The organism is Geodermatophilus sp. SYSU D01176 (assembly GCF_054050015.1).
The window spans coordinates 1-21,818 of the sequence record NZ_JBJGYN010000065.1; the positions used below are offsets into that span (position 1 = coordinate 1).

Here is a 21,818-nt window from a genome sequence, read left to right on the forward strand (position 1 = left end):
GGGGGGGTGGGCGTGTGGTTGTGGGTGGGGGCTATGGGGGTGGGGGGGGGGGGGGGGGGGGGGGGGGGGGGGGGGGGGCCCGCCCCCCCCCCCCCCCCGCCGCGGGACGCGATCACCGCGGCGGTCGGCCAGTCCGTGACCGGCCGACCTGTCCGCCGGTCTCCGCCACGCCCGGTCATGATGGTCGGTCCAGACGGTCGCGACCGGGTCGCCGACCCCGCTCGGCTCCGTCCCCGACGCCACTTCCCCGGGCACTCACCCACCCGTCATTCCGTCACTGTGACGTAATGACGGGTGGGTCGCCGCCTTCGACGGGCGCAGGGTGCGGGTGCTGCCTAGGGTCGGAGACATGCAACTCCGACGCCCGATCGCCGCACTCGTGACCGCCCTGGCGCTCTTCGGAGGCGGCGCGACGATGACCGCCTGTCAGGCAGCCGGGCAGGACCAGAACGACGGCAGCACCGACGAGGGCGTGCCGCCGAACGTCGAGACCGACGAGGAGTCCGACCCGGCGCAGGACAACGTGCCCGACCTGTCCGACCCCGAGGACGGTGTCGAGCAGGGCAACGGCAACGACGACGCCGACGACGGCTGACGCAGCGACCGGTGCGGTCAGCCGGCCGCGCGCTCGGAGACCCAGAGCTTGTCGAGCCGGCCGGTGGACCGCACCAGGTCCTGCAGGGAGCGTTCCAGCTCCGCCTTCGTGTGCCGCTCGCCGAGCAGCGTCTCGACGTCCTCGATCGCGCAGCGCAGCTGGTACAGCCGGTCCTGCAGGCCGTCGAGCTCCGCGCGGGTGACCAGCACGACGTCACCGGACAGGCCGGCCTTCGCCGTCGCCGAGCGCTGCTCGTAGGCCCGCTGCCGGCACGCCTGCCCGCAGTACTGGCGCGGCCGGCCGACCGACCCCTGCTGGGGCAGCACCCGGCGGCACCAGCCGCAGCGGCGTTCGCTGCCACTCCCCCCGCGGGGGCTGGGCAGCCCGGTCTCGGTCGTTGCCTCCTCGGTGATCGTCCCGATGGCGTCTCGCTCTCCCACGCTGCGCACCGTAGACGCCGGTACCGACACAAACCGCGGAACACGCCCGATCCACGCCGGCGGACAGTTCCGGTGCGGCGGATCGGACGAGGCCCCGGACGGGCCGTGGACCTGCGGCGTTAGCGTGTCGGCGTGGGGTCGGTCCGATACGCGTTCCTCGACGGGCCCACCCCCATCGCGATGGCCCACCGCGGCGGGGCCATCGAGCACCTGGAGAACTCCATGCCGGCCTTCGAGGCCTGCGTGGCCATGGGCTACCGCTACCTGGAGACCGACGTCCGGGTGACCGCCGACGGCGTGCCGATCGTCTTCCACGACGCCACGCTGGACCGCGTCACCGACCGCACCGGCCGGGTCGACCAGCTGCCGTGGTCGGAGCTGGCGTCGGCCCGCATCGGCGGGCGGGAGCCCATCCTGCGGCTGGAGGAGCTGCTGGGCGCCTGGCCCGACGTCCGCGTCAACCTCGACATCAAGGCGCCGGGCGTGGTGGCGCCCCTGGCCCGGACCGTCCGCCGGCTGGCCGCCGAGGACCGCATCTGCCTCGGCTCCTTCTCCGACGCCCGGATGGCCGCCGCCCGCCGGGTGTTCGGGCCGGAGGTGTGCACCTCGCTCGGCCCGCGCGGGGTCGCGGCGCTGCGGCTGTCGTCCTACTCCCCCCGCGCCGCCGGGCTGGTGCGCATCCCGGCCGGCTGCGCGCAGGTGCCCCTCCAGCTGGGCGGCCGGGCGCTGGTCGACGAGCGCTTCATCGCCGCGGCCCACGCCCGCGGGCTGCAGGTGCACGTGTGGACGGTGGACACCGAGGACGAGGCGACCGCCCTGCTCGACCTCGGGGTGGACGGCGTGATGACCGACCGGCCCGCGATGCTCCGGGAGCTCCTGGAGCGGCGCGGCCAGTGGGTGCCGCGGTGAGCCCGGCCGGCGACCGCGCCGTCCGCGGCGACATCCCGGCATGACGTGCGCCTGCTGGACGGTCCCCACCTCGGCTGTCACCCTGCGGCCGTGACGACCGCCGCCGCCACCGGGCCGACCAGTCCCCCCGCCGACCGCGCGCTGCGCCGGGAGCGCTTCGGCTGGTACTCCTACGACTGGGCGATGTCGGTGTTCAACACCAGCGTCACCACGGTCTTCCTGGGCCCGTACCTGACCGCGGTCGCGGAGGAGGCGGCCGGGCCCGACGGGCGGCTGGGCTTCCTCGGGCTGTCGATCCCGCCGGGCAGCTGGTTCTCCTACGTGCTGTCGGCCTCGGTGCTGCTGCAGGTGCTCGTGCTGCCGCTGGTCGGCGCCGTGGCCGACCGGACGGGGCGCAAGCGGGAGATGCTGGCCGGGTTCGCCGCGCTCGGGGCGCTGGCCACCACCGCCATGTACGCCGTCGCCGACGGCCGGTACCTGCTCGGGGCGCTGCTGTTCATCCTGGCCAACATCAGCTTCGGCGCGGCGAGCGTCGTCTACTACTCGTGGCTCCCGGACCTGGCCGGCCCCGACGAGCGGGACGCCGTCTCCACCCGCGGCTGGGCGTTCGGCTACGTCGGCGGGGCGCTGCTGCTCGCCGTCCACCTGGGGCTGGTGCTCGGGGCGCCGTCCCTGGGGCTGACCACCGGCGAGGCGGTGCGGATCTGCCTGGCCACCGCGGGCCTGTGGTGGGGCGCGTTCACCGTCTTCACCGTCTCCCGGCTGCGCAACCGGCCGGTGCTCGAGGCGGCCGCACGCTCGCGCAGCGGTTTCCGCCAGCTGGTGACGACGATGCGCGAGATGCGTGCCTTCCCGCTGACCCTGTGGTTCCTCGGCGCGTACCTGCTGTTCAACGACGGCGTCCAGACCGTCATCTCGCTGTCGGCGACCTACGCCACCGAGGAGCTGGGGCTGGAGCCGTCGGTGCTCACCGGCGCGATCCTCATGGTCCAGGTGGTGGCCATCGCCGGCGCACTGGGTCTGGGCCGGCTGGCCGCCCGCTACGGCGCCAAGCGCACCATCCTGGGCGCCCTGGTCGCCTGGATCGGCGTGCTGCTGGCCGCCTTCTTCCTCGAGGCCGGCGCGGTCGGGCAGTTCTACGCCCTGGCCGCCGTCATCGGGCTGGTGCAGGGCGGCACCCAGGCGCTGTCCCGGTCGCTGTTCAGCCAGCTCATCCCGGCCGGCAAGGAGGCCGAGTACTACGGCTTCTACGAGATCAGCGACCGCGGCACCAGCTGGCTGGGCCCCCTGGCCTTCGGGCTGACCTACCAGCTGACCGGCTCCTACCGGCTGGCGATCGTCAGCCTCGTCGTCTTCTTCGTGGCCGGCTTCGCCGCGCTGGCCACGCTGCCCATCCGCCGCGCGGTCGTCGCGGCCGGCAACACCCCACCGGAGCGTCTGTGACACCCCTCTCCCCTGCCGACGGTGCCACCCTGCTGTCCGTCGTCCCGGCCTCCGGTGACCGCCGCCGCCACCCCGCGCCGGCGCACCTGCGCTTCTTCCACGGCCCGATGGACTGCGGGAAGTCCACGCTGGCGCTGCAGGTCGACCACAACCAGAGCCGGCAGGGACGGCGCGGCCTGCTGCTCACCCAGGGCGACCGCTCGGCCCGGCCGCAGATCAGCTCCCGGGTGGGACTGTGCCGGGAGGCGCTCGAGGTGGACGCCGGCACCGACCTGCGGCTGCTGGTGCGCGACCACTGGGCCGCCGGGCACCGGGTGGACTACCTGATCGTCGACGAGGCGCAGTTCCTCACCGGAGGGCAGGTCGACCAGCTCGCCGAGCTCGTCGACGAGTCCCACGTCGACGTCTACGCCTTCGGCCTGACCACCGACTTCCGCGCCCGGCTCTTCCCGGGCACCCAGCGGCTGCTCGAGGTGGCCGACGACGTGCAGCGCATCCAGGTCGAGGTGCTGTGCTGGTGCGGCCTGCCCGGGCTGCTCAACGCCCGGGTGGTGGACGGCGCGATGGTCCGCGAGGGCGAGACGGTCGTCGTGGCCGACACCGCGCCCACGCCGGCCCCCGACGCCGACGTGCACTACCAGGTGCTCTGCCGGCGGCACCACGTGCTGGGCCAGCTGGGGCCGACGGCGGCCGGCCCGGGGCAGCTCGCACTCCGCTGAGCCACCGCGCGCTCACTCGTCGGGGGGGTGCCGGAGGTCGCAATACCACCCCATGCGATGATTCGGGACCGATTCCGCGGAATCTCTCCGCGAACTCTGTCGTTGGTCCTCTTGATCCCGCCGTCAGTGGGTACTGCCCCGCTGCGACGGCGAGTCCGGACCGACACCACCAGCACGAGAGGACGGTGTGCCATGGGCGAGCGTTCCCTGCGGGGCAGCCGACTGGGCAGCGTGAGCTACGAGACCGAGCGGAACACCGCGCCGATCGAGCGGCAGTACGCGGAGTACCGGTGCCCGTCGGGTCACCTGTTCACCGTGCCCTTCGCGGACGACGCGGAGCTCCCCGACACCTGGGAGTGCAAGTTCGACGGCGCGGCCGCCAAGCTGGTCGGTGGCACCGAGCCCGCTCCCAAGAAGGTCAAGCCCCCGCGCACGCACTGGGACATGCTGCTCGAACGCCGTTCGGTGGAGGACCTCGAGGAGGTCCTGGCCGAGCGCCTCGAGGTGCTCCGCGGCCGGCGGACCCGCGCCAGCTGAGCGAACCGCACGACGTACGGACCGGCCCCGGTGGGACTCCCCACCGGGGCCGGTCCGCGTCCGGGGCCCGATGAGAGGGCGCCGTCCCCCGTTGATCACGGGGTCGGTGCAGGCGACACGCACCGACCCGCCGTCCCGCCCGGCAACGAGCCCATGATCAACTCGGGCGGGCGGGCCGGCAGGACCGGTCAGGCGCGGTCGTCGCGCACCGGCTCGTCCCGCACGACCTCGCCCTCGATGACCAGCGGACGTCCGAGACCCGAGGCGTGCGCGCCCGAGCCGTACGGGCTCCCGGAGTGGGGCACCCCCTCGGCGCGGGCGCTGCGCACCCGCACCGGTCCGCGCAGCCCCACCGGCAGGCGGGAGGCCACGGCCCGGCCCAGCAGCCCGCGCACGAGGAAGCGCGTCGGCGGCAGCAGGCACAGCAGGCCGACGACGTCCCCCAGGAAGCCGGGCAGCACCATCAGCAGGCCGCCGGCGGCGATCAGCCCGGCGTCCCCCAGCGCCCGGCCGGCCGGCCGCCGCTCACGGGCCCGCTCCCGCAGTTCGGCCAGCGCCCGGGTGCCCTGCCGGGCCAGCAGCGCCCAGCCCAGCGCGGTGGTGGCCAGGGTGGCCAGCAGCGTCCAGCCGACCCCGATCCACGAGGCGACCAGGACGAGGACGACGACCTCGGCCAGCGCCCACAGTCCGACCACCAGACGCACGCGGTGTCCCACGGCTCTCCCTCATGCCCGCACGTGCCGGCGGTCCCGGGTCCGCCTACCGGACCGCGGTCGACCGCCCGCCGTCGCGGGCTCGTCCCGGCACGGGGCGGCGGACCCGGCCCGGCAGCCGATCGGCCAGCCGGTCCTGCAGGCCCCACCAGGTGACCCGTACCAACGCCTCCTGAACGATCGAGCGGCTCATCTTGCTCCGCCCGAAGGCGCGTTCGGTGAAGGTGATCGGCACCTCCACCACACGGGCACCGGCCCGGACCGCCCGCCAGGCCCAGTCGACCTGGAAGCAGTAGCCCTGGCTGGCGACGTCGTCGAAGGGCAGCCGGTCGACCAGCTCGCCGCGCACCGCCCGGTACCCGCCGGTGGCGTCGGCCAGGGGCAGCCGCAGCGACCAGCGGGTCCACAGGTTGCCCGTCCGCGACAGCAGCAGCCGGTGCCGCGGCCAGTCCTCCACCCGGCCGCCGGGCACGTACCGCGAGCCCAGCACCAGGTCGGCGTCCGCCAGGGCGGCCAGCAGGCCGGGCAGCTGCTCGGGGTGGTGCGAGCCGTCGGCGTCCATCTCGACCAGGACGTCGTAGCCCCGCCGGCGGCCCCACCGGAAGCCGGCCACGTAGGCCGGGCCCAGCCCGGCCTTGGTGGTCCGCCGCAGCACGTGCACCCGCTCGTCGAGGGCGGCCAGCTTCTCCGCCAGCTCACCGGTGCCGTCGGGCGAGCCGTCGTCCACCACCAGGGCGTGCGCGTCCGGAACGGCCGCGTGCAGCCGCTCGAGGATGGGCTCGAGGTTCTCCACCTCGTCGTAGGTCGGGACGACGACCAGCACCCGCCGGCCGCTCACCCGGCTCCCCCGCGGGCCCGGCGGCGGCGCAGCGCGGGCGCCACCGCCGCGAGCACCGCACCGGCGCCCAGCGCGCTCAGCAGCCACTCCGGCCCGGCGCCCAGCCGCTCGGCGAGCGTCGCGGCGTCGCGCTGCGCGATCTCCTCGACGAAGACCGCGGACTCGAACAGCCCCGAGGAGGCGGCCAGCGACCCGTCGGGGGCGATGACCGCCGAGATGCCGCTGGTGGAGGCCAGCGCCACCGAGCGCCCGAACTCCACCGCCCGCACCTGAGCCGCCGCGACCTGCTGCCCGCTCTCGGCGCTGTAGCCGAAGGTGGCGTTGTTGGTCTGCACGACGATCATCCCGGCGCCGGCGCGGACGGCGTCGAGCACCAGGCCGTCGTAGACCACCTCGAAGCAGATGACGTCGGCGATCCGCGCCCCGCCGAGCTCCAGCAGCCCGACCTCGTCGCCCGCGGCGAAGTCCCGGCGCACCAGGTCCACCTTGTCGCTGAACAGGCGGAAGAACTCGCGGTGGGGGATGTACTCGCCGAACGGCACGGGGTGGCGCTTGACGTAGGTGTCGCCGGGCCCGGTCCCCGGCTCCCACACGATCGCGGTGTTGCTGATGAACTCCCCGGGGCCGCTGACGACGGCGCCGACCAGGATCGGCGCCCCGATCGCGTCGGCGGCCCGGCTGATCTCGCGGGCGGCGTCGGCGTTGCGGTAGGGGTCGATGTCGGAGCTGTTCTCCGGCCAGACGACGAGGTCCGGCTGCGGCCGCTCGCCCGCCGCGACCGCCTCGGCCAGGCCGGTGGTCCGGGCGACGTGGTTGTCGAGCACCGCCCGGCGGCGCGCGTTGAACTCCAGGCCCGGCTGCGGGACGTCGCCCTGCACCACGGCCACCGTGCGGGTCGGCCCGCCCGCGGTGAGCGAGGAGCCCGGCAGCGGCAGCCACGCCAGCCCGCCGAGAGCCGGGACCGCCACGGCGCCCAGCGCCGCCAGCGCCGCCGCCCGCCGTCCGCCCCGGTGCAGGCGCAGCACGGCGGCGGCCAGCAGGGTGCCGGTGAGGGCGACGGCGAAACCGACCAGCGGAACGCCGCCGTAGGCCGCGAACGCCAGGAACGGGCCCTCGGTCTGGCTCAGGCCCAGCCGGCCCCAGGGGAACCCGCCGAACGGGACCCGGCCGCGCAGCGCCTCCGCGGCCACCCACAGCGCCGCGGTCCACAGCGGCCACAGCGGCAGCCGGGAGGTGACGGCGCTCGCCGCGCCCAGCAGGGCCAGGTAGCCGGCCTGCGAGCCGGCGAGCGCCAGCCACGGCACGGCGCCGACGAAGATGCCGCTCCAGGACAGCAGCGGCACGAAGAACGTCAGCCCGCAGACCAGGCCCAGCCAGGCGCCGGAGCGGGCGCGCTGCCCGCGGACGGCGAGGGCGAGGGCGGCCGGGCCCAGCGGCGCCAGCCACGGCAGCGAGAACCCGGGGAAGGCGAGCAGGAGCAGCAGCCCGCCGACGGCGGCCAGCAGGGTGCGCCACGGCCATCGGGACGCGGTCGCGGGAGTCGGGTGCGGGGAGTCCGCGGGCCGCTCGAGGGTGCCGGTCGGGATCGCTGTCGGCACCCGCGCCTCCCGTGCACCCGTGCGGCCGGGACGCCCCCGGTCATCGCCCTCTGCCCCCCGCGCCGGTCGGACGGGGGCGCCGACCACCGGCGGTGTCGCCGGCGGTCCGCGCCCCAGCATCCCATCCCGGCGCGGACCGGCGGAGGCCCCGTGCCGGGGGGTCCCGGGAGTGGAACCGCAGACACTGTAAGGAGCGCGTCCCGGGGTCACCTGTGCCGCCGACCGCCGATCACCTGTGCTCCCGACCGCCGACCGGGGCGCCGTCGACCAGCAGCAGCCGGCAGTCCGGCCGGGCCCGCCCGGCGAGGACGGCCGACAGCGTCTCCGTGGTCCCCCACAGCGCCAGGTCGGCCGGCGCGCCGACGGCCAACGGGCCCTGCGGGTGCTCGGCGCGGACGGCGTGCCAGCCGCCGTGCGTGGCCGCGTCGAAGGCGTCGAACGGCCGCAGCCCGGATGCCGGCGTGCGGTGGTCGACCGCCGCGTGCACCCCGCCCCACGGGTCCAGCGGGGTGACCGGTGCGTCGCTGCCCAGGGCGAGGGCGACCCCGGCGTCGGCCAGGCCGGCGAACGGGTTGGTGTCCAGCGCCCGGTCGACGCCGAGCCGCTCGGCGTACATCCCGGCGTCCCCGCCCCAGGCCGCGTCGAAGGCCGGCTGCACGCTGGCCACCATCGACCAGTCCCGCATCCGCTCGACCGCCGCCGCGCCCGCCATCTCGACGTGCTCCAGACGGTGCCGGCAGGCGCGCACGGCGGCCCGGCCCAGCTCGTCGACGACGGCGCCGACCGCGTCGAGCACCTGGTCGACCGCGGCGTCCCCGATGACGTGGAAGCCGGCCTGCACGCCGGCGCGGGTGCAGGCCCGCACGTGGTCGACCAGCGCGGCGGTCTCGAACCGCAGGTGGCCGGCGGTCTCGGGTCGGTCACTGTAGGGACGGCTCAGCGCGGCGGTGTGCGAGCCGAGGGCGCCGTCGCAGAACAGGTCCCCGCCCGCTCCGGCCAGGCCCAGCTCGCGCACCACGTCCAGCCCGCCGCGTGCGGCCAGCTCCCCCCAGTAGCCGAGGACCCGCGGCCCCGGCTCGGCGGCGGCGATCGCCAGCAGGCCGGCGAGGTCGTCGGCGCCGGACACCTCGGGGCCGGCCATCTCGTGCAGGCTGCCGATGCCCAGCGCGGCGGCCGCGGCCCGGGTGGCGCGCTGGGCGGCGCGGCGCTGGCCGGCGTCCACGGCGCCGTAGGCCGCCCGCCGAGCGGCGTGGTGCGCGTCCAGGCGCAGCCGGCCGTCCGGGTCGAAACCGGACAGCGCCGCGATGCCGGGCACCCGGTCCAGCAGCGCGGTGGACACGGTCGCCGAGTGGACGTCGACCCGCGCGAGGTAGGCCGGCCGGTCGCCGACGACGGCGTCCAGGTCGTGCCGGGTCAGCCCGCGACCCTCCGGCCAGCCGGTCTCGTCCCAGCCGGTGCCCAGCACGGTGCCGGACGGCGTGGCCGCGACGTGGGCCCGCAGCGCCGCGACGGCGTCCTGCAGGCTCGACCTCGAGTGGAGGTCGAGACCGGTGAGCGCGAGCCCCGTCGCCGTGGCGTGCACGTGGGCGTCGACGAACGCCGGGGTGAGCAGCGCGCCTCCCCCCGCGACCACCCGGCCGACGGGGGGCGCGTCGCCGGCGTCCCCGAGCCAGGCGATCCGGCCGTTCCGCACCAGCACCGCCCGCCCGGCGCGGTCGCCCACCGTCACGTCGGTGACCAGCAGGCTGCCGCCCGGGCCGTCGGGTTCCGTCACGCCGCGTCGTCCTCCCTGTGGGGGGCGCCGTGCGCGCCCCCCGGAAGGACACCACGGCGCCCGGCCGCGGCCCGGTCCAGGGGGCCGGCGTCCGGTGGCCGGGGACGACTCCCGGCGGTAGGCAGGACGGCGTGACGGACCTGCGCACCGCCCGGTTGCGGCTGCGCCCCTGGACGACGTGCCGCGACGACCTGGCCCGCCTGGCGGACCTCTACGGCCGCGAGGAGGTCATCCGCTGGCTCGGCGGCACGCCGTCGGTCCCGCCGGTCGAGCTGGTCGCCCGGTGGCGGGTCGTGACCGCGGCCGACGACCCCTTCGGCGTCTGGGCGCTCGAGCTGCCCGGCAGCGGGACCGTGGCCGGCACGGTGCTGCTCAAGCCGCTGCCCGACGGGGTCGGCGAGGTGGAGGTCGGCTGGCACCTGCACCCGGACAGCTGGGGCCGCGGGTACGCCACGGAGGCCGCGCGGGCGGTGATCGACCGGGGCTTCCAGGCGGGCCTGCCGGAGGTCTACGCCGTCGTCCGCCCGGGCAACACCGCGTCGGTGGCGGTCTGCGGCCGGCTGGGGATGACCCCGCTGGGCCGGATGCGCCGCTGGTACGACGTCGAGCTGGACGTCTTCCGGCTCATGGCCCCGGTGGTGGTCGACTGAGGGACGACCGCGAGCAGGACCCCCTGCCCCCACTCGCAGGCTCGCGGCGGGCCCCTGCAGGGGGCCGGGCCCGTGACGGGGCCGGCGGTGACCTACCGGGACCGGCGGCGGCGCAGCAGCCGGCGCGCCGCGGCCAGGCGGTTGGTCTTCCGCGTCCCCCGCACGTCGGAGTGGTCCAGCCGCAGGGCCTGCTCGGGCGTCGGCGCGGTGCCGCCGAGGTGCGCGGGCTGCCACCAGAGGTCGTCCGGGCCGGACGGCTGCTGGGGATAGGTGCGCTGGGCCTCGTCGAGCAGCTCCTCCATGGCCGTCCGGATCCGCTGCAGCAGCTCCCGGGGCTTCTCCCCCGGCTCGGGGTGGATCGGCTCGCCGAGGACGACGGTGACCGCGACACCGCGCCTGAGCTCGATCGGGTGGTGCTTGGTGAACAGCCGCTGACCGCCCCACACCGCCGCCGGGACCACGGGCACGCCGGCGTCGACCGCCATCCGCGCGGCGCCGCCCTTGAGCTCCTTGACCCGGAAGCTGCTGCTGATCGTCGCCTCGGGGAAGACGCCGACCACCTCGCCGTCCTTGAGCGCGCGGACGGCGCGGTCGAACGCGGCCGCCCCGGCCTTCCGGTCGACCGGGATGTGGTGCATCGCGCGCATGAACAGGCCGGAGAAGCGGTTGCCGAACACCGACTGCTTGGCCATGAACCGCACCAGCCGGTGCTGCGGCAGCGCCGCCAGGCCGAGGAACGTGAAGTCCAGGTAGCTCACGTGGTTGCCGCAGACCACCGCGCCGCCGGACGTCGGGATGTGCTCGGAGCCGCGGACGTCGAAGCGGAAGCCCAGCAACCGGAAGACGACGAGCGCCAGCCGGATGACGAACCGGTAGGGACGGTCGCGCGGATCCGGGCGGGGGCCGAACAGGTCCCGGCGGACGACGTCACGCCAGCTGGCGGTGTACATGGCGGGACGATAACCGGCGCCCCGGGTGCCGCTCTCAGGTGTGGGTCGCCTCGACCGCCGCGCGGACCACCGCGGTGAGGTCGCCGGTCCCGGCGAACACCCGGCGCTGCAGGTCCGCCCCCGTGCCCCGGTCCAGGACCGCGGCGACGCCGTCGGCGACCCGCTGCTCGTCCCCGGCGGCGGCCAGGGCGGGGCGCACGTGCTCCAGCAGGGCGGCCACCACCTGCGCGGCCTGCACCGGACGTCCGGTGCAGGGGTGCACGAGGGCCCCGGTCAGCCCCGAGCGGCTGGCCCGCCAGGCGGCCATGCGCAGCACCTCGCTGCGGACGGCGGGCGCCGCCACCCCCGCCCGCCACTGCGCCGCCGCGGTGTCCACCAGCCCCCGCACGAGCCCGGCGAGGGTGACGGCGTCCTCGGCGCGCAGCGCGACGTCGGCGACCCGCACCTCGACGGTGGGCCAGCGCTCGGACAGCCGGGCGTCGAAGTACACCATCCCGGTGTCGACGATCGTCTCCGTGGCGAGCAGGTCCTGCACGAGCCGGTGGTAGGCGGCGGCGTCGGCGAACAGCTCGTTCGGGCCGGACGACGGCCAGCGGTTCCACGCCTGGGCGCGGTAGCTGGCGTGCCCGCTGTCGCGTCCCAACCAGAACGGCGAGTTGGCGGTCAGGGCGGTCAGTACCGGCAGCCACCCGCGGATCCGGTTGAGGACCGCGACCCCCTCCTCGTCGTCCTCGACGGCCACGTGCACGTGGCACCCGCAGGTCAGCTGGTCGGCCGCGGTCAGCCCGAAGGTGTCGGCCATCTCGGTGTAGCGCTCCCCCGGCGTGGACTGCGGCTCGACCCGGACCGGCGAGCTGGCCAGCGCGGCCACCCGCGCGCCGACGCCCCGGGCCGCCGCGTCCGCCCGCTCCCGCCAGTGCCGCAGGTCGGCGGCGACGTCGTCCAGCGCCGTGCAGACGCGCGTGCCGAACTCCAGCTGCTGGGCCTTGAGCTCGGGCACCAGCCGGGCGACCGGGTCGCCGGTGCCGCCGTCCGGCGCGTCGTCCGCCCGTTCGGCGCGGTCGTGCTGCTCGACGGTCTCCCCCTCACCGCGTCGGGCGGCCACCTCGAGCGCGGCCGGCCCGAGGGGCACCGGCCGCCCGGAGGGGTCGACGACCAGCAGTTCCTCCTCGACCCCCACCGTCCGCACGCCGACCAGCATCGCCAGCGCTCCGCGGCGCCGCACGTCGAGCGGGTGGTTGCCGGTCGGTGCTCCGGCGCCGTAGGCGCCGTCGGCTTCGTTGGTCATCAACCACCATGTCCAGCTATGCTATTGTTGGGGATAACGGTATAGGGTGAGGGCATGAAGGACCGGTGGGAACCGCCACTGCCGGCGATGCCGGCTCCGCCCCCCGAGTGGGCCTGGCAGCGCCTGCCCGTCCCGCCGGGCTACGAGGCCCAGTGGCGGCGGCTCGTCGACGCCGCGCTCGAGGTCGGCATGGGACCGGACTCCCTCGTCGAGGAGGGCATGGACCCGATCGCGGCCGCCCGCGGCTGGAAGCCCGCCACCGTCGCCCTCTACAGCAAGGTGGCCCGCTACGGCGGGATCGCGCTGCCGATGGCGCGGACGCCGGAGCCCGACCCGCAGACCCTGGAACTGCGCCCACTCTCCCAGATCAGGACCGAGGACCCCGAGCACCTGCGCACCGTGGCGTGGTGCGCGCTGGCGTTGGGCTGGCCGGGCACCGTCGGCCAGTTCCGGTCGCTGCGCCGCGACCAGGTGCACCCCACCGCGCGGCGGGTCGTCGTCCGCACCGAGGACGGCGAGTGGTCGGTACCCGGGGCGCTCACCGCCTGGCACGCCTGGGAGGCCTGCCGCTCGCACTTCCCCGCGCTGGCCGACAGCCCGTGGGTGCTGCCGGCGCTGCGCCGCGGCCCCGGCCCCGCCTCGGCCGTGGGCGCCCGGCTGTGCACCCAGGCGCTGCAGGTCACCTTCGCCAAGCACGCCGTGCGGACGGCTCAGCACCTGCGCATGACCGCGTCGCCGTCGCGGCGCGAGTGGGCAGAGGCGCTGGCGGTCCAGTACCTGACGCTCTCCTACGACTCCTACCGCCGGCTGGCGCTCGCCGGAGGCGCCGAGCCGGTCGCCCCCCGCGGCGCCGTGCGCGCCAAGCGCAGCGCCGCCCGGGCGGCCCGGGAAGCGGAGGGGCGCCGCTCCTGACGCCGGCCGCCCCTCCCCTGTTCGTCGCTGGCGCGTCTTCCTTTCTTCTGGACCGCGGTCGTTCGGGATAACGGGGCGTGTGGTGGATGTGAGGCGTCCCCCGGCCGCACCACGCGGCCAGGCGGTGCGCGGTGTCAGAGCAGCGCGAGCTGCTCGCCCGCGGGCCGGGCCCGGGAGCGCGTCCCGGGTGAGCCGCCGGCCGGCCGGGTCGGCGGGAGGCTGCCGGCCGGGAACCGGCTGTCGCCGTCGCCCGGGATGCCGGCCGGGGTGTCCCCGGGATCCACCGCGCGAGCCACTCCCCCGGCCTGCCCGTCCAGCCCGTACCGGGCCAGCAGCGGGGCCACCCGCTCCCTCAGCCAGCTCCGGTACTCCGGCGCCACCACGGCCCCGCGGCGGTAGAGCTGCCGGTAGCGCGGCACCAGCTGCGGGTGCTCGCGGGCCAGCCAGGCGGAGAACCACTCCCGGGCACCCGGGCGCAGGTGCAGCGGGACGACGGTGACGCCCGTGGCGCCGGCCTCCGCGATCGCCCGCAGCGCAGCGTCCAGGTCGGCCAGCCGGTCGGTGAGGCCGGGCAGCACCGGGGCGAGGAACACCCCGCAGGACAGGGCGGCGTCGGCGATCGCCCGCACCAGCTCCAGCCGCGCCCGCGGGCCGGGCACGCCCGGTTCGAGCGAGGCGTGCAGGTCCTCGTCCCAGACGGCCAGCGAGACCCCCAGCCCGATCGGGACGTCGCGGGCGGCGGCCGCCAGCAGCGGCAGGTCCCGGCGCAGCAGCGTGCCCTTCGTCAGGATCGAGAAGGGCGTGCCGGAGCCGGCCAGCGCGGAGACCACCCCGGGCATCAGCCGGTAGCGCCCCTCGGCCCGCTGGTAGGGGTCGGTGTTGGTGCCCAGCGCCACGTGCTCGCGCCGCCACGACGGCCGGGCCAGCTCGCGGCGCAGCACGTCGACCAGGTTGGTCTTCACGACGACCTGGGTGTCGAAGTCCCGCCCGCTGTCCAGCTCCAGCCACTGGTGCGTGCCGCGGGCGAAGCAGTTGTGGCTGACGACGCCGTTGGCGAGGAAGTCCCCCGTCCCGGTGGTGATGTCGTACATGGGCATCTCGACTCCCAGGTCCCGCACCTCCACCACGCGCAGAGCCGTGCCGCCCGTGATCCGCTGGCCCGGGCTCAGCCGGACGTCGAGACCCGCACCCCCAGGACCCGTGACAGCACGCGCGAGGTCCAGCGCACGGCCGAGGCCTTGGAGCTCGTCCTCCGTCGTCAGGGACGTCCCACGTGCTGCGACGTGCTTCCAGCCGCGCCCGGTGAGGAAGCGGTGGTCGCCGCTGGCGACCACCGCTGTGCCGTCGGCCAGGCGCACACGATGAGCCGGCTTCACCGTCGACCAGTGGGCCACCACCTCGGTCGTCACGTACTGCCGGTACGTGCCACGGCGTTCGGTCCCGACGATCCGGTCGCCCACCCGCAGGTCGGCGATCGCCTTCTGCTGGCCATCCGCCATCAGCACCAGCGTGTCGCCCGACGTGCAGTAGACGCAGGCATGCGAGCAGCCCCGGTAGGGGTTGATCGTCCAGCGGAACGGCACCGGCGATTCGCCGGGCACCTCGTTGAGCGCGCTCCTGCTGCGCACCTCGTGGAGGGTCAACCCCGGGAACTCCGGCACCTGCACGCTCCGCAGCAGCCCGCGCACCGTCGGCATGCCGGGCAACGTCGCCGCGTCCTCGGCGTCCAGCCGCTGGGCGGCCCATCGCATGACGCCCATCCGAACACACGTTCGACCCGGTGTCGAGGCGGCGCGTCAGGCGGCCGGGCCCCGAGCGGGTCGCTCACGTCGCCGCGGACGAGCACCGCCCGCCGCGCGGCCCGCGGCATGGCCGCCAGGTGCCCGCCCAGTCCCGCGGCCGCCAGCACGTCTTGCGGTCCGCGTTCCCGACGAGGATCCACGCCGTCGCACCGTCCCGGACGTACCGGGTGACCACGTCGTGCGGCCGGCCGGTGCGCCACCCCGGGCGAGCAGCACGGCCAGCCGTCGCCCCGGCCGGCGACCGAGCCGGGAACGCAGCAGCCGGCGCAGCACGGGTCGGCCACCCGGTTGGTCACCGCGGACCCGTGGACACGACGGGCCGGCTAGAGCGGCGGGCGGTCCTCGTAGAACGTGGAGAGCACCACCGTCGTCCGGGTGGTGACGTTGGCGGTCTGCCGGATCGTGCGCAGCAGCGCCTCCAGCGCGTCCGGGGACGACGTCCGCACCTTGAGCAGGTAGCTCTCCACCCCCGCCACCGAGTGGCAGGCCTCGATCTCGGGCAGGTGCGCCAGCAGGGACGGCGCCTCGTCGGGCGAGGCGGCGTTGGTCGGCGTGATCGCCACGAACGCCGTCAGCCCCAGACCGAGGGACTTCGCGTCCAGCTTGGCGTGATAGCCGGTGATCAGCCCGCGCTGCTCGAGCCGGCGCACCCGCTGGTGCACCGCCGACACCGACAGGCCCACCCGCTCGGCGAGCTCGGTGTAGCTCGCGCGCCCGTCCCGGGCCAGCGCGGCCAGCAGCGCGCGGTCGACGTCGCCGGAGGTGACCGGGCCCCCGGGGGGATCAGCCGGGGAGGACGGCGAGTTCACGCGGGCCCTCGTTGAGCGCGGTGACGCCGTCGTCGGCGCAGACGACGATGTCCTCGATGCGGGCGCCGCAGCGGCCCGGCAGGTAGATGCCCGGCTCGACGGAGAACGCCATCCCCGGCTCCAGCGGCAGGTCGTTGCCCGCGACGATGTAGGGCGCCTCGTGGGTGTCCAGGCCGATCCCGTGCCCGGTGCGGTGGATGAAGTGCTCCCCCCACCCGGCGGCCGCGATGACCTCGCGCGCGGCGGCGTCCACCTGCGCGCAGCTGACCCCGGGCCGGACGGCGGCGGTCGAGGACGCCTGCGCCTCCTGCAGGACGGCGTACCACTCGGCGACCTCGGCACCCGGCGCGCGGCCGACCGCGTACGTGCGGGTGCAGTCCGACCGGTAGCCGGTGGCCGTCTCCCCGCCGATGTCGACCACGACCACGTCGCCGTCCTCGACCACCCGGTCGGACAGCTCGTGGTGCGGGCTGGCGCCGTTGGGCCCGGACCCGACGATGGTGAAGTCCACCGACACGTGGCCCTCGGCGAGGATCGCCGCGGCGATGTCGGCGCCCACCTCGGCCTCGGTGCGCCCGACCCGCAGCCACTCCCCCATCCGCGCGTGCACCCGGTCGATGGCCGCACCGGCCGCGGCCAGCTCGGCCACCTCCGCCGGCGTCTTCACCATCCGCAGCCGGTCCACGACCGGGCTCGCCAGCTCCAGGGCCGCACCGGGCAGCGCGCCGGCCACCCCGAGCGCGTGCAGGGCCCAGGTGCGGTCCCCGACGGCCACCCGTGCCGGCGCCGCGCCCAGCCGGCCGGTCGCCGCCCGGGCGAGCAGCGCGAACGGGTCGTCGGTCTCGTCCCAGGCCAGCACCTCCAGGCCGAGGGAGCCGGCCGGGCCGGCGTCGACCATCGGCGCCTCCAGCCGGGGGACGACGAGGAACGGCTCCCCCCGCCGCGGCACCGCCAGCGCGGTGAGCCGCTCCATCGCGTGCGCGTTGTAGCCGCACAGGTAGCGCAGGTCCGAGCCCGGGGTGACCACGAGCAGGTCGACCCCGGTCCCCGCGGCGAGCTCGCGCGCCGCGTACACGCGGTCGAGGGTCACCAGCGGACCGGAGGCGGTCGGAGAGGGCACGAAGCGCAGCCTAACCAGCGGGTACGACGGTCACCCCCGGCCGTTACCGTCCCGAGTCGTGACGACGATGCTGCTGGACGCGGCCAGCCTCTACTTCCGGGCGTTCTACGGGGTGCCCACGAGCGTCACCTCGCCCGACGGGCGCCCGGTCAACGCCGTCCGCGGCTTCCTCGACATGACCGCCCGCCTGGTCACCACCCACGCCCCCGACCGGCTGGTCGCCTGCTGGGACGACGACTGGCGGCCGGCGTTCCGCGTCGCGGCGCTGCCGTCGTACAAGGCGCACCGCCTCTCCCCCGACGGCGGCGAGGAGACCCCCGACGAGCTCGGCCCGCAGGTGCCGGTCCTCGTCGAGGTGCTCGGCGCGGCCGGGATCGCGCGGGTCGGCGCGCCCGGCTACGAGGCCGACGACGTCATCGGCACGCTGGCCACCCGGGCCCGCGGCCCGGTCGACGTCGTCACCGGCGACCGGGACCTGTTCCAGCTCGTGGACGACGAGCGCGGCGTGCGGGTCCTCTACACCGCCCGCGGCATCACCGACCTGGAGCTGGTCGACGAGGCGGCGGTCACCGCGAAGTACGGCATCCCCGGGCGCGCCTACGCCGACTTCGCCGTCCTGCGCGGCGACCCCAGCGACGGGCTGCCGGGGGTGGCCGGCATCGGCGCGAAGACGGCGGCGGCGCTCGTCACCGAGTTCGGCGACCTGGCCGGCATCCGGGCCGCGGCCGCGCGCACCGTCGTCCCGAGGCCGCCGCTGACCGCGGCCGTCCTGAAGAAGCTGCACGCCGGCGCGGACTGCCTCGACGCCGCTCCGGTGGTCGTGGCCGTCGCCCGCGACATCGACCTGCCGCCGGTGGACGGCGCGCTGCCCCGCCGCCCGGCCGACCCCGGCGCGCTGGCCGCGCTCGCCGCCGCCCACGGCATCGGGTCCTCGCTGCGGCGGCTGGGCGCCGCGCTGGGCTGGCCGGAGGACGCGCTGCGCTGAGCGCTCAGACCTCTTCCCAGGTGTAGGCGGCGGTGGCCTCGTCGGTGACGACGATGCGGAGGGTGACCTCCTCGCCGTCGGCGGTGGTCCCGGTGCACTCGTAGTCGGCACCCTGCTCGACCTGCATCTCGTCGTCGCAGGTCAGGTCGATCGCCACGCCCTCGATCTGCTCGAACTGCGCCGCGACGTCCGCCTCGACCCGCTCGGGGTCGAGCACCGTGTCGGCGAACAGGCGGGCGAGCACGACGGCGACGAGCAGGAGGACCGCCGGCACCACGATCCCGGCGATCAGCCCCTTTCGGGACCGCCGCGGCGGCGCCCCGTACGGCGGCTGCCCGTACGGCGGCTGGCCCACCCAGTACGGCTGCCCGGGAGCCGGCTGCCCGCCCCAGGGCTGCCCGTAGGGGGCTCCGGGGGGCTGCTGGTACGGCGGCGGGCCGCCGTACGGCCCCGGCACCGGCGGCCCCCACGGCCCGGGCTGCTGCGGCCCGGGCTGCTGCGGCCCGGGCTGCTGCGGCCACGGCTGCGGAGGACCGGCCTGCGGGGGCCACGGCGGCCGCGGCCCGGGACGACCGGGCTCACCCGGCGGCGGGCCGCCCTGCGGGGGGGTGCTCATCGTCGGGAATCGTGCCACGCGGACGAGGTCAGCCGCCGACGGCGACCGCCACGACGCCGCGGCGCACCCGCTCCACCGCCGCCCGCGCGGTCGTGGCCAGCCGGGCGTCGGCGACCTTGGCGAGCTGGTCGAGCAGGTCCAGCAGCTGGCGCGCCCAGCGCACGAAGTCCCCGCCGGAGAGCTCGGTGCCGGCCTGTTCGGCCCCGGCCAGCACCCGATCCAGGCTCTGCCCGTCGGCCCAGCGGTAGGCCGCCCAGGCGAAGCCGAGGTCCAGGTCGCGGGTGGCCGGGACGCCGTGGTCGAGCTCGACGTCCTGCAGCCGCGAGCGGATCCGCCGCATCTCCCCGATCGCCGCGGCCACCTTGCCGGCCGGCACGGCGGGCTGGCCGGGCATCTCCCGCCGGGCCTCGAACACCAGCGTGGAGACCGCCGCCGCGAGCTCCGCCGGGGTCAGCCCGCGCCAGGCGCCCGAGCGCAGGCACTCGGCGACGAGCAGGTCCGCCTCCGACCAGATGCGGGCCAGCCGCCGGCCGTCGTCGGTCACCAGCGGGGCGACGTCGGCGACCTCGTGGTCCACCGGGTCCGCCCCCTCGACCACCGGGGGCGCGGCCGGGTCGGGGACCAGGTAGCCCAGCTCCTCCAGGACGTCGCAGGTGCGGTCGAACTGGCGGGTCAGCGAGCCCGTGCGCTCGGCCATGCGCCGGTGGGTGGCCTCGGCCTCCCGGGTGGCCCGCAGCCAGCGCTCGGCCGCCCGCACCCGCTCCTCCCGGTCGGGCAGGGCGTGCACCGGGTGGGCCCGCAGCGCCCGCCGCAGGTCGTGCAGCACCGGGTCGTCGGCGGCCGCGGAGCGGTGCTTCACCCGCCGCGCACCGAGGTCGTTCTCGACCCGCGCGTTGCGCAGCGTGGCGGCCAGGTCGCGGCGGGCGTGCGGGCTGCGGTGGTTGAAGTTCCGCGGCACCCGCACCCGGGCCAGCGCGGTGACCGGCGTCGGGAAGTCGACCGCGCCCAGGCGCCCGGCCCACTTGTCCTCGGTGAGCACCAGGGGGCGCGGCTCGGCCAGGTCGGTCACCCCGGGGTCGAGGACGACGGCCAGCCCCTGCCGCCGTCCCGACGGCACGCGGATGACGTCGCCGGGCCGCAGCGCGGCCAGCGCGTCGGAGGCCTCCATCCGGCGCTTGGCCGCCGAGTCGCGGGACAGCTCCTTCTCCCGGTCGGCGATGTCCTGGCGCAGCCGCGCGTACCCGGCGACGTCACCGCCCTCGGAGTGCATCTCGGCGGCCCAGCGCTCGGCGTCCCGCTCGTGGCGGGCGGCGGCGCGGGCCAGCCCGACCACCGACCGGTCGGCCTGGAACTGGGCGAAGGACGACCCCAGCAGCTCGCGGGCGCGGGCCCGGCCGAAGGAGCTCACCAGGTTGACGGCCATGTTGTAGCTGGGCCGGAAGGAGGACCTCAGCGGATAGGTGCGGGTGCTGGCCAGCCCGGCGACGACGGAGGGGTCCATGCCCGGCGCCCAGACGACGACGGCGTGCCCCTCGACGTCGATGCCGCGCCGCCCGGCCCGGCCGGTGAGCTGGGTGTACTCCCCCGGCGTCACGTCGACGTGCGCCTCGCCGTTCCACTTGACCAGCCGCTCCAGGACGACGGTGCGCGCCGGCATGTTGATGCCCAGGGCGAGGGTCTCGGTGGCGAACACCGCCTTGACCAGCCCGCGGACGAAGCACTCCTCGACGGTCTCCTTGAACGCCGGGACCAGGCCGGCGTGGTGGGCGGCCAGCCCCGCCAGCAGCCCCTCGCGCCACTCCCAGAAGCCGAGGACGTGCAGGTCCTCCTCCGGCAGCGAGCCGGTCCGCTCGTCGATGATGGCGGCGATCTCGGAGCGCTCGTGCTCGTCGGTGAGCCGCAGCCCGGACCGCAGGCACTGGTCGACCGCGGCGTCGCAGCCGTTCCGGCTGAACACGAAGGTGATCGCCGGCAGCAGGCCGTTGCGGTCCAGGCGCTCGATGACGTCCGGGCGGGCCGGGGGCCGGTAGCGCGGCTTGTGCCAGTCCCGCTCCCGGCGCGAGCCGCCACCGCCGCCGCCCCAGGTGTCGATCCGCCGCTCGTACTCGCGCACGTACCGGACCAGCTCCGGGTCGACGACGCTGGCGCCGCGCTCCCGGGTCGACGCCCCGCGCGGTGTCCCGTCCTGCTCGGCGGCGTGCGCGGCCGGGCGCAGGCTGAACAGGTCGAACACCCGGTTGCCGACCAGCATGTGCTGCCACAGCGGGATCGGGCGGACCTCGCTGACCACGACCGTCGTGTGGCCCCGCACGGTGACCAGCCAGTCGGCGAACTCCTCGGCGTTGCTCACCGTCGCCGACAGGGACACCAGGGTCACCGACTGCGGGAGGTGGATGATCACCTCCTCCCACACCGCGCCGCGGAAGCGGTCGGCGAGGTAGTGCACCTCGTCCATGACGACGTAGCCGAGCCCCTCGATCGCCGGGGACTCGGCGTAGAGCATGTTGCGCAGCACCTCGGTGGTCATCACCACCACGGGGGCGTCGCCGTTGATGGCGTTGTCCCCGGTCAGCAGCCCGACCTTCGCCTCGCCGTAGCGGTCGACGAGGTCGTTGTACTTCTGGTTGGACAGCGCCTTGATCGGCGTCGTGTAGAAGGCCTTGCGCCCCTCGGCCAGCGCCTTGTGGACGGCGAACTCCCCCACGACCGTCTTGCCCGCGCCGGTCGGTGCGCAGACCAGCACGCCGGCACCCTCGTCGAGGGCCTCGCAGGCCTCCACCTGGAACGGGTCGAGGGAGAAGCCGAGCTCCGCGGTGAAGTCGGACAGCGCGGGGTGGGCGCCGCGCCGGCGGGCAGCGGCGTACCGCTCAGCGGGGCTGGACATGTCCCCACGTTAGGCGCGTTGCTGTTCCGCGGCGCGGTCAGCCCGTTGAGCGGCTTTGTTGGGGATAACGGCTGCATGCGGTGTCCGGCCGTCCACTCCAAACGATCAGGTCAGCTGGTCGTGCCGCGTCGAGGGGGGGGGGGGGGGGGGGGGGGGGGGGGGGGGGCGGGGGGGGGGGGGGGGGGGGGGGGGGGGGGGGGGGGGGGGGGGGGGGGGGGGGGGGGGGGGGGGGGGGC

Annotated in this window: 20 protein-coding genes; 8 read left to right on the top strand and 12 right to left on the bottom strand. The window is 76.2% G+C overall.

The features are described from left to right. Nucleotides 1-349: 349 nt before the first annotated feature. Nucleotides 350-595 carry a hypothetical protein gene (locus tag ACI78Z_RS22550; RefSeq protein ID WP_457038769.1) on the top strand — a complete coding sequence of 82 codons (246 nt, stop codon included), beginning with the start codon at nucleotides 350-352 and terminating at the stop codon, nucleotides 593-595. Nucleotides 596-612: 17 nt separating this feature from the next. Here the strand turns inward: ACI78Z_RS22550 and ACI78Z_RS22555 are convergent, their stop codons facing one another. Beyond that, complete coding sequence (locus tag ACI78Z_RS22555; RefSeq protein WP_457038770.1) at nucleotides 613-1,035, bottom strand: hypothetical protein; 423 nt, start codon at nucleotides 1,033-1,035, stop codon at nucleotides 613-615. 132 nt (nucleotides 1,036-1,167) lie between these two features. Between ACI78Z_RS22555 and ACI78Z_RS22560 the strand changes: the two genes are divergently transcribed. From ACI78Z_RS22560 to ACI78Z_RS22575, 4 genes are all read left to right on the top strand, one after another. Continuing rightward, complete coding sequence (locus ACI78Z_RS22560; RefSeq protein WP_457038771.1) at nucleotides 1,168-1,944, top strand: glycerophosphodiester phosphodiesterase; 777 nt, start codon at nucleotides 1,168-1,170, stop codon at nucleotides 1,942-1,944. A 90-nt stretch (nucleotides 1,945-2,034) separates the two neighbouring features. Continuing rightward, entirely contained in the window at nucleotides 2,035-3,387 is a 1,353-nt protein-coding gene (locus ACI78Z_RS22565) for an MFS transporter (protein WP_457038772.1), read from the top strand. Next, entirely contained in the window at nucleotides 3,384-4,106 is a 723-nt protein-coding gene (locus ACI78Z_RS22570) for a thymidine kinase (protein WP_457038773.1), read from the top strand. The genes ACI78Z_RS22565 and ACI78Z_RS22570 overlap by 4 nt, the downstream gene beginning before the upstream one ends. A 192-nt stretch (nucleotides 4,107-4,298) precedes the next feature. Further along, nucleotides 4,299-4,643: an RNA polymerase-binding protein RbpA gene (locus tag ACI78Z_RS22575; protein WP_012948772.1), complete on the top strand. Its 345-nt coding sequence runs from the start codon at nucleotides 4,299-4,301 to the stop codon at nucleotides 4,641-4,643. A gap of 188 nt (nucleotides 4,644-4,831) precedes the next feature. On the opposite strand, the gene ACI78Z_RS22580 is transcribed toward ACI78Z_RS22575, so the two are convergent. The 4 genes from ACI78Z_RS22580 to ACI78Z_RS22595 form a co-directional block, all read right to left on the bottom strand. After that, nucleotides 4,832-5,347 (bottom strand): FxsA family protein, encoded by a 516-nt coding sequence (locus ACI78Z_RS22580; RefSeq protein ID WP_457038774.1) that lies wholly within the window; start codon nucleotides 5,345-5,347, stop codon nucleotides 4,832-4,834. Between the two features lie 55 nt (nucleotides 5,348-5,402). Continuing rightward, nucleotides 5,403-6,194 carry a polyprenol monophosphomannose synthase gene (locus tag ACI78Z_RS22585; protein WP_457038775.1) on the bottom strand — a complete coding sequence of 264 codons (792 nt, stop codon included), beginning with the start codon at nucleotides 6,192-6,194 and terminating at the stop codon, nucleotides 5,403-5,405. Then, the gene (lnt, locus tag ACI78Z_RS22590; protein ID WP_457038776.1) at nucleotides 6,191-7,792 is read right to left on the bottom strand and encodes an apolipoprotein N-acyltransferase; all 1,602 of its coding nucleotides are present in this window, start codon (nucleotides 7,790-7,792) and stop codon (nucleotides 6,191-6,193) included. The genes ACI78Z_RS22585 and lnt overlap by 4 nt, the downstream gene beginning before the upstream one ends. Nucleotides 7,793-8,021: 229 nt before the next feature. Then, nucleotides 8,022-9,566, bottom strand: coding sequence for an amidohydrolase (locus ACI78Z_RS22595; protein WP_457038777.1), 1,545 nt, complete (start codon nucleotides 9,564-9,566; stop codon nucleotides 8,022-8,024). A 131-nt stretch (nucleotides 9,567-9,697) separates the two neighbouring features. Between ACI78Z_RS22595 and ACI78Z_RS22600 the strand changes: the two genes are divergently transcribed. Beyond that, nucleotides 9,698-10,216: a GNAT family N-acetyltransferase gene (locus ACI78Z_RS22600; RefSeq protein WP_457038778.1), complete on the top strand. Its 519-nt coding sequence runs from the start codon at nucleotides 9,698-9,700 to the stop codon at nucleotides 10,214-10,216. 92 nt (nucleotides 10,217-10,308) lie between these two features. On the opposite strand, the gene ACI78Z_RS22605 is transcribed toward ACI78Z_RS22600, so the two are convergent. After that, a complete protein-coding gene (locus ACI78Z_RS22605) occupies nucleotides 10,309-11,166 on the bottom strand; it encodes a lysophospholipid acyltransferase family protein (RefSeq protein WP_457038779.1) in 858 nt (285 codons plus the stop codon). 34 nt (nucleotides 11,167-11,200) lie between these two features. Next, entirely contained in the window at nucleotides 11,201-12,454 is a 1,254-nt protein-coding gene (locus tag ACI78Z_RS22610) for a glutamate--cysteine ligase (protein WP_457038780.1), read from the bottom strand. A gap of 54 nt (nucleotides 12,455-12,508) precedes the next feature. On the opposite strand from ACI78Z_RS22610, the gene ACI78Z_RS22615 reads away from it, so the two are divergent. Next, complete coding sequence (locus ACI78Z_RS22615) at nucleotides 12,509-13,366, top strand: hypothetical protein (protein WP_457038781.1); 858 nt, start codon at nucleotides 12,509-12,511, stop codon at nucleotides 13,364-13,366. A gap of 134 nt (nucleotides 13,367-13,500) precedes the next feature. Here ACI78Z_RS22615 and ACI78Z_RS22620 read toward each other — a convergent pair whose 3' ends face one another. The 3 genes from ACI78Z_RS22620 to ACI78Z_RS22630 form a co-directional block, all read right to left on the bottom strand. Beyond that, on the bottom strand, nucleotides 13,501-15,117 hold the full coding sequence (locus ACI78Z_RS22620; protein WP_457038782.1) for an Rv2578c family radical SAM protein: 1,617 nt from the start codon (nucleotides 15,115-15,117) through the stop codon (nucleotides 13,501-13,503). Between the two features lie 374 nt (nucleotides 15,118-15,491). Beyond that, nucleotides 15,492-15,977: an Lrp/AsnC family transcriptional regulator gene (locus ACI78Z_RS22625; RefSeq protein WP_457038783.1), complete on the bottom strand. Its 486-nt coding sequence runs from the start codon at nucleotides 15,975-15,977 to the stop codon at nucleotides 15,492-15,494. Then, nucleotides 15,952-17,097: a M24 family metallopeptidase gene (locus ACI78Z_RS22630; protein ID WP_457038784.1), complete on the bottom strand. Its 1,146-nt coding sequence runs from the start codon at nucleotides 17,095-17,097 to the stop codon at nucleotides 15,952-15,954. Before ACI78Z_RS22630 ends, ACI78Z_RS22625 begins: the two co-directional genes overlap by 26 nt. A 67-nt stretch (nucleotides 17,098-17,164) precedes the next feature. Here ACI78Z_RS22630 and ACI78Z_RS22635 point away from each other — a divergent pair, with 67 nt between their 5' ends. Then, entirely contained in the window at nucleotides 17,165-18,082 is a 918-nt protein-coding gene (locus ACI78Z_RS22635) for a 5'-3' exonuclease (RefSeq protein ID WP_457038787.1), read from the top strand. Between the two features lie 4 nt (nucleotides 18,083-18,086). Here the strand turns inward: ACI78Z_RS22635 and ACI78Z_RS22640 are convergent, their stop codons facing one another. Together ACI78Z_RS22640 and ACI78Z_RS22645 are read right to left on the bottom strand one after the other, a co-directional pair. Next, a complete protein-coding gene (locus tag ACI78Z_RS22640; RefSeq protein WP_457038785.1) occupies nucleotides 18,087-18,698 on the bottom strand; it encodes a DUF4333 domain-containing protein in 612 nt (203 codons plus the stop codon). A 28-nt stretch (nucleotides 18,699-18,726) separates the two neighbouring features. Next, the gene (locus tag ACI78Z_RS22645) at nucleotides 18,727-21,582 is read right to left on the bottom strand and encodes a DEAD/DEAH box helicase (protein ID WP_457038786.1); all 2,856 of its coding nucleotides are present in this window, start codon (nucleotides 21,580-21,582) and stop codon (nucleotides 18,727-18,729) included. Nucleotides 21,583-21,818 lie beyond the last annotated feature (236 nt).